General features: G+C 41.9%; 9 protein-coding genes. 2 read left to right on the top strand and 7 right to left on the bottom strand.

Annotation, left to right across the window (positions count from 1 at the left end):
* Window positions 1–5: 5 nt before the first annotated feature.
* The 4 genes from AC1XUE_RS10715 to AC1XUE_RS10700 form a co-directional block, all read right to left on the bottom strand.
* Window positions 6–350, bottom strand: coding sequence for a DUF1801 domain-containing protein (locus AC1XUE_RS10715; protein WP_483355927.1), 345 nt, complete (start codon window positions 348–350; stop codon window positions 6–8).
* Between the two features lie 113 nt (window positions 351–463).
* Window positions 464–898 carry a hypothetical protein gene (locus tag AC1XUE_RS10710; RefSeq protein ID WP_483355926.1) on the bottom strand — a complete coding sequence of 145 codons (435 nt, stop codon included), beginning with the start codon at window positions 896–898 and terminating at the stop codon, window positions 464–466.
* Window positions 895–1,578, bottom strand: coding sequence for a tetratricopeptide repeat protein (locus AC1XUE_RS10705; protein ID WP_483355925.1), 684 nt, complete (start codon window positions 1,576–1,578; stop codon window positions 895–897). The genes AC1XUE_RS10710 and AC1XUE_RS10705 overlap by 4 nt, the downstream gene beginning before the upstream one ends.
* Before the next feature lie 53 nt (window positions 1,579–1,631).
* Window positions 1,632–7,631 carry an alpha-2-macroglobulin family protein gene (locus AC1XUE_RS10700; protein WP_483355924.1) on the bottom strand — a complete coding sequence of 2,000 codons (6,000 nt, stop codon included), beginning with the start codon at window positions 7,629–7,631 and terminating at the stop codon, window positions 1,632–1,634.
* 346 nt (window positions 7,632–7,977) lie between these two features.
* Here AC1XUE_RS10700 and AC1XUE_RS10695 point away from each other — a divergent pair, with 346 nt between their 5' ends.
* Together AC1XUE_RS10695 and AC1XUE_RS10690 are read left to right on the top strand one after the other, a co-directional pair.
* Window positions 7,978–9,051, top strand: a complete 1,074-nt coding sequence (locus tag AC1XUE_RS10695; protein ID WP_483355923.1) for an efflux RND transporter periplasmic adaptor subunit — start codon at window positions 7,978–7,980, stop codon at window positions 9,049–9,051.
* Window positions 9,052–9,087: 36 nt separating this feature from the next.
* Window positions 9,088–12,189 (top strand): efflux RND transporter permease subunit, encoded by a 3,102-nt coding sequence (locus AC1XUE_RS10690; RefSeq protein ID WP_483355922.1) that lies wholly within the window; start codon window positions 9,088–9,090, stop codon window positions 12,187–12,189.
* A 61-nt stretch (window positions 12,190–12,250) separates the two neighbouring features.
* Here AC1XUE_RS10690 and AC1XUE_RS10685 read toward each other — a convergent pair whose 3' ends face one another.
* The 3 genes from AC1XUE_RS10685 to lipA form a co-directional block, all read right to left on the bottom strand.
* Window positions 12,251–13,381: a fatty acid desaturase family protein gene (locus tag AC1XUE_RS10685; RefSeq protein WP_483355921.1), complete on the bottom strand. Its 1,131-nt coding sequence runs from the start codon at window positions 13,379–13,381 to the stop codon at window positions 12,251–12,253.
* 233 nt (window positions 13,382–13,614) lie between these two features.
* Window positions 13,615–14,895, bottom strand: a complete 1,281-nt coding sequence (gene metK, locus AC1XUE_RS10680; protein ID WP_483355920.1) for a methionine adenosyltransferase — start codon at window positions 14,893–14,895, stop codon at window positions 13,615–13,617.
* Between the two features lie 218 nt (window positions 14,896–15,113).
* Complete coding sequence (gene lipA / locus AC1XUE_RS10675) at window positions 15,114–15,992, bottom strand: lipoyl synthase (protein ID WP_483355919.1); 879 nt, start codon at window positions 15,990–15,992, stop codon at window positions 15,114–15,116.
* Window positions 15,993–16,006: the final 14 nt, after the last annotated feature.

Raw genomic sequence — 16,006 nt, 5'->3', positions numbered from 1 at the left:
CCTGGTTATAAAGCTTCGCTAGCCTGTTTGAGTCTTGAAGCGAGTATAGCGTAATCTACTTCGGTCCCTTGTGTAATTGTGGCTGTTTTTCTGTCAGGACTGCTTGTGGACTTAAAAAAGCCCTTGATATCTTCCAGTTCTGTGGCATTGAAGATCATAAAAGAGACTTTGTCTTTTGCCACAGAAATAACCGCAGCGTAATGACCATTTTTGAGATAATGTGGTTTGCCATATTGCATCCGTTCCTGTGCATCCGGGATGGTTTCAAAAACCACTTTACGAAGTGATTCGCAAATTTCGACTTGCCATGTGGGCAATTTCTGAATGTACTGTGATACTTCCTCGTTCATGTTATGGGTTAGTTTTGTGATATGCAAATATGAAGGTAATACAGCAGATCTACAGGTGCCATTGACGACAAAATAAGGTGGTATATGAGACAACGAAATCTCTGGTGTCGCTTCTACCTTCTTTTAACCAGCTGGGTTTTGATAATACCACTGGAATAAATATACAGCGTTCTAATTTTTACATTTTTGCCGGTAATGGGCATGATACCAACGTGCGCATCTTCAAAAACAGGCTCGTGTGTGAAATGAACATAAAGAGAATCAGAGGTGGAATCACCTAAATGCCAGTCGGTGAAGCCATGTCCGTATAATGCATTTACAGTATGTCTGTCTGCAGATATAAGATCAAGCTCTGATTTCGGCCAGAAACCCTTTTCGTAACGATAATCCATAACCATCTGTCCGAATTCGTGAGGAGGCCGAACTTTATTTTTAAGCTTTCTGACATTCAGTGGTAAATTGATTCCATGTTTGTTAATGCAGGAGAATTGACCTAAAAGAATAAGTGTGAGCAAAAGAAAATAAAGAATATTGTTCAAAAATTTCATTTACAAGTCTCTTTTAATGCATCCGTATAAGCAGCTCTAATCGGTTTCCCTCCGAGCTGCTTGCATAGATTATAATATTTTAATGCGTTCTCACAGTCTTTCTGAGTGAAGTAGGCCACAGAAAGCTTGTAGGTAGTGTTCTGGTCAGTACTGTCTATTGAATAGGATTCAGAAAATAGCGCAATAGCCATATTGGCAGCGTTCACATCTGAATTTTCATAATAGTCGCCCATGAAAATTGTCGCTTTGTCCGTCAACAGCCGTGGATTTCTTGGATTTAAAGTAAGACCTTCATTATATTGTTCTAACGCTTTTTGTTTGTCACTGAAATGAAAGTAAACAGAGCCCCATCCCCAAAAGACATCTTCATTGTCAGGGTCTAGTAGCCATGCCTGGTTAAACCTATACATAGCAGTTTTAACATCTCCTGCATACAAATAGTTAAAACCGGTGTTGATTAAAAATTCAGATGCCTTGCGCCTGCTGCCTTCCTGAGCAATATAACTATCAATCAATTCCTGATCTGCTTGTTTTTGCTTGTCGGATTTGGGTTGATTACCATACTTAGGTATTAATCTGATATTTCTTTTAGCTTCACGGTTCCATTCTTTATAACTCATTTCCTGAGCAGAAGAAGAGAAAATAACCAGTGTAGCAAGAAATCCAAGAATGTACTTCATTTTTATAATCATCGTTACAAAGATGCAAATTTTGCATAAAGAATGAGGATGAATTACTTCACCTCAATCCTCACACCCTCACTGTGCGCCGTGAACTCAGGAGCATACATACACTGGATGGTTGTCATGCCATTGCTGAAATTTCCTTCGTGCGTCACAAAAAGGGGATATTCGAATACATAGGTTCCTTTTCGTAGTGAATTGAAGAAGAAATTGGTAGCTGCATCTTTGGTGCTTTCATAATAGCCAAGTCCGCCTTGCCACTTGTATCCACTCAATACATTTACAGGTTCTAACGACGACGCCCGCATGTCTTTCATGTGGACGTATTCCATGTCTCTGTCTACGCGAAGCTCAATCCTTACTTTGATTTTGTCTCCAACTTTCAATCCCTTGCTTTTTTCAACGGGTGTAAGTACCGGGCCGGTATCCGAATTTTTCTCTACAAATAGCTTTTTCTCAATTTTAAGAGGTGTTTCGGCAAAGGTGATTTTGTCCAGATCTTCAAAATATTGCCAGTATACTGCTCCCCAGCTCGTGGTCAGTTTTCCTTTATCAGCCTTAGAAAGACTTACCCTGATATTTCCCATTTCGGGCTTCACTTCTTCGGCTTCTATCGTTTTTTTGAAGTAACCTGTTCCTGCCTGCTGATTTTCATCTGTAGATTGTATAGTGGTATTCCCAAGTTGTATAGATGTTTCCGGACTTGTGGATAGCCATTCTGTTCCCTGCAATAATAGGGCGTAACATGCTTCAGCAGTAGCCTTTGTGCTTTCCCAGCGATTGGTTTGTTTGTTTTTCAAAAGCCATGTTCTCAGATCGTCCACCGTTTTGGTATCATTGCCTGCTTCCTGAAAAGCTTCGATCAGTAACGCCTGGCGTTCGATAGGATTCTCATGCCACCACCAGCTTCGCGTGCTTTTCCAATACATGCCCAACTCTTCATTGCGGACTGCTGTTTCACCAAGTGATTTTAGAATTGCCTTTGGTGTAGCATTGTCCTTCGCGCGGTGTGAGGCAAGCGCAATCATGCCCTGCATGTATTTATTCTGCTTGGTCCAGGTTGTTCGTGAACGTTCGGTAAAAAAATCGACCGCTTTCCGCGATGTTTCAGCAATTTTGTAATCCGGGAAGAAGCTACGCATGTACAGATATTGAACTGCAACGGCGCCCGGCATATAATCCTTTGTATTCGCTTTAGTCCGAATTAGCTCATCATAATCATTCTTGATTTTTAGATCCAGATAGGGTATAGCTTTGTCCAATAGCTGTTTCAGAGCAGCTGACTGATCCTTATTTATGGCCTTCAGTTTATGCAAATGACCTATTCCTGACACGATATACTGTGTCATATAACGATCATCCGGTCCACCTTTGAACCACACAAAACCACCATTTGCACTTTGCATTTGCTTTACTTTTTCAAGATTCAGGCTCATTTCTCGGCTCATTCTGATCAGGTCAAAAAGCAAGGCAATATTTCGTTTCTGTTCCGATTCTGATTTTCCTTCAAGTACCCAGGGCGTTTCCTCCAGTAATACGGATTTCAACTCCTCATTCTTCTGCAGATTGCTCAATAGTGCCGTGGTGTCAGCAGTTCGCCAGTTTTCAAACACTTTCGCAATCTTTGGTGAGCTATTGGCAATATGAGCTGCAAGCGCGTTGGCATAATAGCGGTTCCAGGTTTGTTCCGCACAGTCATACGGATATTCCATCAGATAAGGCAATGCCTGTAAAGCATACCAGACAGGATTACTGGTATATTCTATGGTCAGCGAATGGTTAGTCAAGGTGGATGATTTGCCCGAATTGATCAGTTTTTCAAACTTGAATGTTTTACTCTCTGTTCCGCGCACAGTAAGTGGCAAACTTTCCGTTACCAGCATTCTGTTGGGCAAAACAGGCAGTACATTTTCTTCGCCATCCGATACAGAACCTGCTTTTGCAGTAATTCGCCAGGTTACTGTTTGAGTGAAATTCTTTGGAACTGAAACAGGAAATTGTACCGCAGTACTCTGCTTAGGCTGCGCCGTAAATGGTAAACTTGTTACCGTGTTGCCAAATAAATCGTCAATTGGTGAATCGGTTTCCGTGTCAAACAATTGGAAGGTAACTGTTCCGGTCAGGACTTTATCTGTCAGGTTGGCAATTTTAGAGCTGAATTCTATTTGATCTCCTTCGCGTAAAAACCGGGGAGCGTTAGGCTGCACCATCAGGTCTTTTTGAGTAACGATCTCTTTACTGCTATATCCAAACGCCAGGTCTTTACTATGTGTTAAGGCCTGAAATTTCCAGCGCGTTAGTGCTTCCGGCAAAGTGAACGAAAACTCGATGTCCCCCGCTTCATTGGTATGCAGATCGGGTAGCCAGAAAGCGGTCTCATTAAAGTTCTTTCGAATCTGTGGTGTTTTGATAGAAGCGGATGCCTCTGGCTGGTCTGTTTCAGGAGCTTCTTCATCCTTTTTGACAGCAACAGCACCTGTTAAACTTACTTTTTGCTGCACACCGTAGCCTACTACAACTACTTCATTTAAAGCTTTTTCGTCTGCCGCAAAACCTGCCTGGGCTGGTGCTGCTTGCAGTACCGAACCTCTTGCCATTCTGTTCACACCACTAAGCCGGATATTGCTACCTGTATTGGCAGGCTCTATAAGCCGGTCATATATTTTGTCATAAGTTTTATATTTTGCGCCCTGTGCGCTAAACACATTTGCATTTCCAAACCCAAAATTTTCATTTGAACTCCAGAACTGGTGGTTGTCATACATGGGCCATACGTTTGGTTTTACCCAATTATGCGAGTAAAACTGATCCAGAGAAGCGTCGTACATACTCGCTAGCATCTCAGCGGCGACCTTATCCTTTTCATAGCCGCTTATTTTTACCTTCCATTTTTCTTCGCTGCCCGGAAGCGTTTTTTCTCTGAATGTAGCATATTCAATTTGCAGGTCTTTGTTCGTCCACGGAACATTAATTTTATCATTGAATTCGTAAAACCGATTGTGCTTTACAAACATGTAAGTTAATCCGTAGCCGCCGCGGTCCTCTTCTGTTGCTGTAAAGTCAAAGCTGCGTTTTTCTTTATTAAGCTTCAAAAATGAATAATCAGTGTTTTGCAGAGTTGAGATTTTGGTTAAGCCATGTACAATAAAAAGATTGTCTGCCGATGTACCCAGTTTCACAGTAGTTTTTTGTCCGGGTTCAATTGGTTTACTTCCTTCGGTCCACAGGTATTTGGTGTCGGAGAGTTGTCTACTGCCCGGATCGGTGAGTTCGATGTTGGTTAAGAGTTTTACTTCTTCTCCGTTTTTATCCTTAGTCTGTATCTCAATCTGATAGAAACCAGGAGCTAGTTTGTTATTGATGCTGAACTTCTTTCCGGCGGTAATGGAGTCACTTTTTTCGAAAGCAATTTTTTCTTTCAACCATGTGGTTGTATCGGTTTCATTATCGTGTTCATCAAATGGAAAGTTTTTGATATACTCCGCTTTGGTCATCACAAACTGATCCGGACGACTCCAGTAACGACGGCGGATCAATCGCTGCTCCGCTTTGAGTTTGTTAATTTTGACTGATACATACGCAGGAACGAATTCACCATTGGTATTTTCTGGTTTGATATCCAGTATTTTCAGACTGTCGGCCGGAAGTGTTGAAGGCAAATTCAAATGCAGTAAAATAGATTTGTAGCTAACAGAAACCGATTTCTCCGCACTTCGGGTTTCCCCGTTGGAGTCTGTTACATCGGCGTAAACAGTGTAGTTAAAAATCGGATCCAGTTTTTTGTCAATCGTTAAATCAGGAATAGCAGGAAATGTAATACTGAATTTTCCGTTGATATCAGTAACCGTTTCCCCATGGCTGATTTCCATCGGAGTTTGTCGGGGGAAATAGCCCCGCTTCATAAACCAGGGATACATAAAGCGCGGAGTGCGGACTACACGATAGCTGACAGTTGCTCCACTGATCGTATTCCCTGCATAAGCATTTGCGTTTCCATTGATCTTTATGCTGTCATTGACCTGATAGGTCATCTTTACAGGTTCGTAATCAACATAAAATTTGGGCCGTTTGTATTCTTCTACCCGGAAGTTGAAATGGTGTTTTTGGGCAACAACGATTGTAAATTCACCATTTAAAACGCCCTGGGGTAACTGAAATTTACCAGAAAATGTACCATATTCATTGGTTGTCGCCGATACCTTTGAAACTTCTTCTCTGTTGGCATTCTGAAGAACAACACTGAATTCTTCATTGGCAATTACCTGATCTTTTCCGGCTGCAATGCCTTTGTAGTGAACGGTTTGCCCGGGACGGTAAATACTTCTGTCCGTGAAAACAAAAAAACGGGCTTCTTCTATTTGCTTAACAGGACCGTAACTGTAATATTTGTAAATCAACTTGTCGTCGAAAAGCTGGTCTTTTTTATGACTGATTTCAAGCCGGAAATTTTGATTCCCTTTTTTATTCGGTTCATCTTTTCTTTTGAAAAAACCGTTTTGATCCGTTATAAATGCTTCGCCTTTCTGAAAGGTATATTTGTAAGTTGAATTATTATAGATCTGATTCCAGACCTGCACATTTGCTCCCACCAAAGGCTGGCCGCTGGTACGGTCCAGTACAAAAAAATCATTACCCCGGCTCATATAGCTGATGTTGGATACATTGAACAGTATGGAACCCATTGCCGATTTACTGTCGCTGAAGTTTTCTGATGTGGACGCCACCAGAAAGTATTCGCCAATAGGCAACGCATCTACTTTTACTTCTACCTCATGTTTCTGATGGTCTTTGGTATCCGGTAACGCCTGTTTCCAGCTGCGGACGGAGGGAGCACCAGCCAACGAAGAGCGGAAAGTATTATTCCGATCATTCTGTAGTTCTGTTTTTAATTTATCGGTGGCTTTAACTAACCTGAAATAAAGCTGATCGACATTGGTGTAATTTACCAAGGCACGAAAGGGAGCATCCGGTACATTTACATTTTCAACCTGAAACTGAAAGTTTTTTTCGCGAATGGTATTCAGCGCATTGAACGCATTGATACCTCCTTCCGTATCCGGATTTTGTTTTAAAATTTTTTCAAAGATCGCGCTCGCTTTAATTCTTTCAAGGCGATTGGTCGTATCCGTATGTGCATCGTATTTTCTTCCTTTTTCTTCATGCCACAGCCCGGTCAGATACCAGGCTTGTGCCGCAGCTGGCGTTGAGGCATACTGTTCTGCCAGATGATTCATGGATATATAGTACAACTGATCGGTGTCTGGATGAACAGACTTTCTCTTCACAAATTGTAATCTTTCGATATCAGCGTCAATTAAAGCGTCAGGCTCATTGTCATGCGCATGAAAAGCGAGCAATTGCTGATAAATGATCAAAGCCTTGTATTCCAGAGACGTAGCATCCCTGGTTTCGAATTTACCGTGAATAAAATCTGCTGCAGGGTCAAATGCTGACGCCGTATTGATTTCAAAAGCGTAAGCGGGCTTTTTGATATCCCTTTCATTCGAAGAGAAGTACTCCAACGCTTTAAAAGCCAGCAGGTCAAACAGTGTTGGTCGTAGCTTCCTGACATTCCCCTTTGTGATGATCGCATCATAGTTTTCAAGCTTTGTTTGTTGTAAAAGCTTTTCATCTTTCAGAGAAAGAAGATACAACTCGCTGATCTTACTATGGAAATCTTCTACACCCCATGTTGTGATGTCGTCCTTCTTAAAGTCAACCGTCTGGGTACGTTGGTAAAGCCGCCAGCGGTTATTTTGATAGTATTGGTAATAGGATGTGGCCAGTAGGCTTGTCAATATGGACTTTGCTGGTTCGCGGATTTCCATTCTTTCCTTTTCCAGTTCAGCTATGGATAGTACTGCATTGTTTTCGCGATTTTCATTTTGCAGATTGGCCATGTATACGGCTGCTTTGATCAGTTCGCCGGACTGGGTTTCCTTCTTTGCAGACTGATAGATCTTTTTTACCTCTTCCAATGCTGACTTCGGAAGGTTTTTGCTGATGTGCTCTTCCACCAATTTCCATTCTTTGCTGTAAGGGTTAGCCAAATTTTGAGCATTTATGTTATTTGACAGGAAATAAAGCAACAAAAAAATTACAAGGTTAGTACAAATTGGCTTTAATTTCATGGCTTTTGAATGATGATGTATCTGATAACTTAAAGGAGTATTTTAGGAAAGAAATGGTTGAAATATAGTAAAAATAAATATTGTCAGCTCCTGTCAGATTCTGGCTGGCTGCGATGAGAAACGAATGATAAACGGAAATTAATGAATAGTTAAAGTAAAAAAGTAACCCGTTGCCCCTTTGCTCAATATGATCTATCTTTAAAGAGGTTATATTCAGAAGTATATTTATCTAAGTGCAAATTATAGAATTCAGTTTTAACTTTTTATGCGTACAATTTTATTGATCGGGGCAATTATCATCGCATTGGTGATTGGTAAGCTTTATGTATTTCCGAAGGAGGAAAATGTGAAAGCAGAAGGAGCTTCGGCAAAGTCGGGAGTTGGAAAGGGAGGAATACCCGTGGATGTATACGTGATCGGCAGGGAGGCACTGGAGAATCAGGTTTTTGCTTCCGGAACAGTACTTCCCAATGAAGAAGTGAACCTGATGGCCGAAATAGCAGGGCGGCTGGTGCAGTTGGAAATCAAGGAGGGAGCTTACGTGCAAAAAGGGCAGCTCATTGCAAAAATCAACGATAGAGAGTTAAAAGCGCAGTTACAAAGGATAGATTATAATCAGGATCTGGCCAGAAAGGTGGAAGAACGACAAAAGAAACTGTTGAAAGTAGAGGCGATTAATCTGGAAGAATATGATATTACAAATAACAATATTCGGGTGCTCGATGCGGACAAAGAAATTATAGCCTCGCAATTGGAAAAGACCGAGATCAGAGCACCTTTCAGCGGGCGTATCGGCCTGAAGAATATCAGTGTCGGAGCCTATGTTGCTCCCGGAACGCCCATCGCGAGTATCATTCAGAGCAACCCTGTGAAAATTGATTTCGCTGTTCCGGAAAAATATTCTCCCGATATTAAAAATGGGAATGTAGTACGGTTTTATCTTGATGGTGATCCATCTACATACAATGCCAAAGTAATTGCGATTGACCCGAAAGTAGACGAAAGCCTGAGAACGCTGAAAATCAGAGCGACTGCTCCAAATCCTCAGGGAAGGTTTGTGCCGGGTATGTTTGTAAAAGTAATGGCGAATCTGGATGCCAATAATACAGCGATGATGATTCCGACGGAAGCCATTGTGCCGGTTTTGAAAGGGAAAAAGGTATTTGTAGTTAAAAATGGAAAAGCGGTGGAGGCGATGGTAAAAACAGGAGTACGTACGGATAAGAAAATTCAGGTGGTAGAGGGCCTTCAACCTGGAGATTCGTTGATTGTATCCGGTATTATTGCTTTGAAACCTGATATACGAGTTCGTATAAATGCTGCAGTTGTTGTTCCCTAACTTCACGAACTCCTTAACTACTCTAACTTCTCGAAAATGAGTATATCAACACTTTCTATCAAACGCCCGGTATTGGCCATCGTGATGAATCTGCTCATCATCTTGTTTGGCTTTTTGGGTTACACTTATCTAGGAATGCGGGAATTCCCGTCAATAGACCCACCGGTGGTTTCGATTCGTACCAGCTACACCGGTGCTAATGCTGATATTATTGAATCGCAGATTACCGAACCGCTAGAAAAACAGTTGAACAGTATTGAAGGAATCAAGTCGATTAATTCAACAAGTAGCCAGGGAACAAGTCAGATCACTGTCGAATTTGATATTGGTGTGAATATGGAGCGTGCTGCCAACGATGTAAGAGACAAAGTTGGATCTGCGTCGCGCACGCTGCCTTTGGATATTGATGGTCCTCCGGTGGTAAGTAAAGCGGATGCTAATTCTGAACCAATTATTGTACTGACGTTCAAAAGCGATACCCGGTCTCATCTTGAGGTAAGTGATTATGCAGAAAATGTAATTGCACAACGCCTGCAGACGATCGAAGGCGTCAGTGAAATCCGCATTTTTGGTCAGAAAAAATACTCCATGCGGATATGGATGGATCCTATCAAAATGGCATCACTGGGCATTACGACTCAGGATGTGAAAGCTGCTTTGGATAAAGAAAATGTGGAACTGCCGAGCGGGAAACTGGCAGGAGATAACACAGAACTGACTGTGAAAACGATTGGGCGTTTCCGTACTGTTGAAGATTTTAATGATATGATCGTTAAAAACGCCACCACGCAAACAATCCATTTGAGAGATATCGGGTTTGCTCAGCTAGGTCCGGAGAATGAGGAGACTATTCTGCGTCTCAATAATATTCCAATGATTGGTCTGGCTATATCGCCTATGCCCGGAGCCAACTACATCAACATTGCAGAAGAAGTAAATAAGCGGATGGCAGAAATTAAAAAGGAACTGCCCAAAGATTATGAGCTCGATACGCTGATTGACAACACCATATTTGTAGAGCGTTCCATCGAAGAGGTGGGAGAGACTTTATTAATTGCCATCGTACTGGTGGTGTTGATTATATATCTTTTTTTCAGAGATTGGCTTATTGCATTCCGACCGCTTATTGATATACCCGTTTCGCTGATCGGAACTTTCTTTGTGATGTATATTATGGGCTTTTCGATCAATGTACTCACATTACTTGCCATTGTACTTGCCACCGGTCTTGTTGTAGATGATGGGATTGTGGTGACTGAGAATATCTTCAAAAAAATTGAGGAAGGAATGAAACCTGTTGAAGCTGCCATTAAAGGAGCAAATGAGATTATGTTTGCAGTCATCTCTACTTCTATCACGCTGGCATCGGTGTTTCTTCCTGTAATTTTTATGCAGGGCTTTGTAGGTAAGCTTTTCAGAGAGTTTGGTATCGTGATCTCGGCGGCTGTATTAATTTCCGCTTTCGTATCGCTTACGCTAACTCCTATGCTGAATGCTTATCTGGTGCGTAAAAACGATAAAAAGAGTTGGTTTTACGAAAAGACTGAGCCTTTTTTCGTTCGTATTACTGAAAGCTACGGAGCAGCGCTGGCGCAGTTTCTCAAAATGAGATGGATGGCGCTTCCTTTGGTAGGTGTTACGCTTGGGATGATTTATTTCTTTGGAAAAAACCTGCAATCTGAGCTTGCTCCCCTTGATGACCGGAACTGGTTCAGGATCAATATGACTGCGCCTGAAGGCTCATCATTTGAGTTCACAGATCGCTATGTACAGCAGGTTGGCAACATGCTGATGGATTCCATGCCCGGAAGAAAAGGACTGATGCTCATAACATCTCCCGGTAACTCAGGGTTGGGTGCGGCCAATACCGGGAGTGGACGTATTGCGTTGGTAGATAAAAAGAACAGAGTGGAAACTCAGCAAGAGATTGCGGATTACGTCAATAGCAAACTCAAACAAATGCCCGATGCCAAATCATTTGTGGTACAGCAACAGACGATTTCAGTGGATTCGCGTGGTGGACTGCCTATTCAATATGTATTACAAGCACCGGATTTTGAAAAGCTGAGAGAATATTTGCCGAAATTTATGGAAGAGGCAGCCAATGATCCGACTTTCGCTATTACAGATGTAAATCTAAAATTTAGTAAGCCGGAGCTGCAGATTTCTATTGATCGGGAGAAGGCCAAATCTTTGGGAGTATCGGTTCAGGATGTCGCTCAAACCATGCAGCTTGCCTTTGCCGGACAACGGTTTGGTTATTTCACTATGAACGGTCGTCAATATCAGGTGATCGGACAGTACGACAGAATGAATCGGGATGAGCCGCTGGATTTGAAAAGTATGTTCGTACGAACCAGCAACGGAAGTATGGTTCAATTGGATAATATCGTGAAGGCCGAAGAAGAAAGCAGTCCTCCGCAACTTTTTCATTATAACCGTTATATGAGTGCGACTGTGCAGGCAGCACTTGCTCCGGGGAAAACGATTGGAGACGGAATAGCGGCTATGGACAGAATCAGGGACAAGCTGAAAGATGAATCGATACAGACTGCATTAAGCGGATCTTCCAGAGATTATGCCGAAAGTTCGTCCAATACGATGTTCTCATTTTTTCTGGCACTCATCCTGATATACTTTATCCTGGCAGCGCAGTTTGAAAGTTTTATAGATCCGTTCATTATTATGATTACGGTACCGCTGGCCATTGGCGGAGCAGTATTTTCACTTTGGTTTTTTGATCAGACACTCAATATATTCAGTCAGATCGGCATGATCATGCTCATAGGGCTGGTGACCAAAAACGGAATCCTGATCGTAGAATTCGCGAATCAGCTCAGAGAAAAAGGGATGGGAATCCGGGAAGCTGCCTTGGAAGCTGCGACCTTGCGGTTCAGACCTATATTGATGACAAGTCTGGCTACCGTTTTAGGTGCATTGCCTATTGCCATGGCGTTGGGATCTGCTGGTCGAAGCCGGATGTCGATGGGTATCGTCATTATGGGGGGACTTTTGTTCTCGCTCGTTCTTACGCTTTATGTGATTCCGGCGATTTATACATTTCTGTCAAGAGAAAAGAATTACGACAATATGAAAATGATTGATCGTATTGCAAAAGAAAGTGAGATGGCGGAGTAGCTGCCATCTCACTTTCAAAATTGTTTTAACTCGTACTGATATTCGTTTAGAAACTCGTCATTTAAGCAGGAACAGCCACTTCTTGTTGAGGAGCAAATACTGCCGGAGGAAAAGGATATCCCATACTCCGAAGCATGCGGACGTGTGAACCAAGAGCCGATATAAAGTCAGTTTTGGCATTGTATTCGTATCCGAATTCCTGTGCTGTTGCCCGTACTATGGGAGAGATTTCATGATAATGAATATGGGAAATAGAAGGGAATAAATGGTGCTCTATCTGATAGTCCAATCCTCCTATATACCACGATAAAAGTCTGTTTTTTCCTGCAAAATTTGATGTTGTCTGAAGTTGATGTACTGCCCAGGCATTTTCCAAACCACCTGTATGATCGGGTGTCGGCTGATGCACGCCTTCCACAACGTGCGCCATTTGAAATACTGTACTCAATATAAGTCCTGATGTAAAGTGCATAGCCAGAAATCCGATAACCCACTGCCCGAAAGTAATAGGAAGGAAATACATCGGTAGTGCAAATATAAATAATACGTAAGCTATCTTGCTGATAATGAGAATGACAAGTTCTTTTCCAGGGAAACGCTTGGTCATGCCTGATTCAGACATCTTATTGAACAAGGAAATTTCCTTAAAGTCTTTCCATAAAAATGAGATGGTCATCAGACTGTAAAGAAAGAAGGCATATATATGCTGAAAACGGTGGATCGACTTGTACTTTTCCTGAAAAGATAATCGTAGCAGGAATTTTCCTGTGATATCCTCATCTACTTCATGAATATTCGTGTAGGTATGATGCAGTCTGTTATGTTGCACTTCCCAGTTATATGCATTGCCGCCGAGCAGATAGATGGATGCCCCGAAGAATTTGTTCAAAATCTTTGACGTAGACAGCGAGCCGTGAATTGCATCATGCATCACTGACATACCCACGCCGGCCACACCCAAGCCCATGACAATGGTTAATCCGAGATTCACAAGATTTGAAAAATTTCCGGAAAGAATTAATGCGTAAGGAATCAAATAAAGACCCAACATGAACAAAGCCTTGTATTGAATGCCTTTTCCACCGGATTTACAAATATCATTGGATGAAAAGTGTTGATCAACTCTTTGGCGAAGGACGGGAAAAAAACTTGACTTGTCTTTGTTAGAAAATTTAATCTTCTGATACTGCATATATGAGTGGCAAATGTAGGAAGCCAACAAGAAGATTTTCTTCTTTCAACCTATACTGAAACGGTTTCGGCCTCGATTTATTAGCCAAAAGTATATATTAATTTTATTCGGTCAGTAAGTTATTTTATAATTTACCTATAAATCCCAATAATATTATGAAAATCTGGAAATAGCCATAAAAAAAGTAGGCCGACATTTATCGGCCTACTTTGGAACGTATAGTTTCGTAATTTTTACAGACTAAATTTGGCTTTGATCTGATCTGCAAAATCAAGTTTTTCCCAAGTGAAAAGTTCTACTTCCACTTCCTTTTCTTCTCCGTTGGCGGCTCTGAAAGATTTTTTCACAATCTCATTCTTACGTCCCATGTGTCCGTAAGCAGCCGTTTCAGAATAGATCGGATTACGTAATTTCAGTCTTTGTTCGATTGCATATGGACGCATGTCAAAAATCTCGCCGATCTTCTCAGCGATAGCGCCGTCATGATCAGATACTTTGGCTGTTCCGTAAGTATTAACATACAATCCGCATGGCTTTGCAACACCAATTGCATATGAAACCTGAACTAACACCTCATCGCATAGTCCGGAAGCCACCATATTTTTAGCTATATGACGTGTTGCATAAGCAGCCGATCTATCTACTTTGGAAGGATCCTTACCAGAGAAAGCACCACCACCGTGTGCTCCTTTTCCACCATATGTATCTACGATGATCTTACGGCCGGTAAGACCTGTATCACCATGTGGCCCACCAATTACAAATTTTCCGGTAGGATTGATATGATGTGTAATGTCTTCTGTGAACAGCGCCTGGATTTCAGGAGACAATTTTTCTTTTACACGGGCAATAACGATGTTGATAACATCTTCTTTGATTTTTGCCAGCATGTTTTCCTCTGTATCGAAATCATCGTGCTGAGTAGAAACGACTATGGTGTCAATACGGAGAGGCACATTGTCATCGCTGTACTCGATCGTTACCTGCGATTTAGCATCCGGGCGTAGGTATGAGATCAGTTGGGGCTCGTTATTTCTGATATATGACATTTCCTGGAGAATCTTGTGTGCAAGATCCAGGGCAAGTGGCATATAGTTCTCGGTTTCACGGGTTGCGTAGCCAAACATCATTCCCTGATCACCAGCTCCTTGTGCATTGGCCTTGTCTTCAAAGCTCTGTCCTGCTGCAGCACGGTCAACACCCTGATTGATATCTTCACTCTGATCATGAATAGCGGAAAGAATACCACATGAATTGGCTTCAAACATATATTCACTTTTCGTGTAACCAATTTTCTTAATTACCTCGCGCGTGATTTTTTGTACATCCAGATATGTATTGGTTTTTACTTCACCGGCCAACACAACTTGTCCTGTTGTTACAAGCGTTTCGCAAGCAACTTTACTATTAGTATCCCAAGCCAGGAAGTTATCAATTAAAGCATCTGATATCTGATCTGCAATTTTATCGGGATGTCCTTCGGAAACGGACTCCGAGGTAAATAAATATGGCATAAAAATTGAATTTTTAAGATGTTATAAGCTGTCAAGTGCTGTTTCTTCACTCAGACAGTTTGAGTTGTAAAATTGAATTTTTTTAAGAAATTAACCAAATTTTATATTTGGAAAAGTTGTTGGCTTCCTATTTGTAATTTAGCCTTTTCAAAAAGCAAAAAAATATAAAGCCTTGCTTCCGGAAAGAAGCAAGGCTTTAACATAAGGTTTGTCAGAAATCAGATGGGCACATTTACGTGTCTCTCAGCATGGTAGCTGGATCTTACCAGTGGTCCCGATTCAACATATTTAAGACCCCGCTTGAGTCCTTCTTCCCGGTAATTGTCGAACATTTCGGGCGTAATCCATTCGATTACTTCATGGTGCATTTTAGTCGGTTGAAGATATTGTCCCAGCGTAAGGATGTCCAGGCCATTTTCTACCAGATCATCAATTGCTTTGTAAACTTCATCCTGCGTTTCTCCAAGTCCGAGCATGATACCTGATTTGGTACGCTGACCATACGCTTTGGTCCGTTTGATCTGCTCAAGACTTCGTGCATATTTCGCCTGAGGACGTACTGAACGATATAAGCGCTCCACCGTCTCCATGTTGTGAGAAACAACTTCCTGTCCGCCTTCGATCATACGGATCAGTGCATCCCAATTGTTTTTTACGTCAGGAATCAGCGTTTCAATTGTTGTCTCCGGTGTATTTTGTTTTACCTGAACAACGGTCTGATACCATATTTCTGCTCCGCGATCCTTCAGTTCATCTCTGTTTACAGAAGTGAGTACAGCATGTTTTACTTGCATCAATTTGATCGCTTCAGCCACGCGGCGTGGTTCATCGGCATCATACTCATTAGGACGACCTGTTGCTACTGCACAAAAACTGCAGCTACGCGTACATACATTTCCTAATATCATAAATGTAGCGGTTCCTGCACCCCAGCACTCGCCCATATTCGGGCAGCTGCCACTCTCACATATGGTATGTAACTTGTAATTGTCCACCAACTGGCGAACTTTCCGGAATTCAGGCCCGGCCGGAAGCTTCACTCTCAACCAATCGGGTCTTTTTTTACGTTCCGAAGGAATAACTGGTAATTCAATCATGGTTATATAAATAC

Source organism: Dyadobacter sp. HNCC25DJ187 (genome assembly GCF_056895255.1).
The sequence above is the reverse complement of the archived record's forward strand: the minus strand, read 5'-3'. Positions and strand labels throughout refer to the sequence as shown.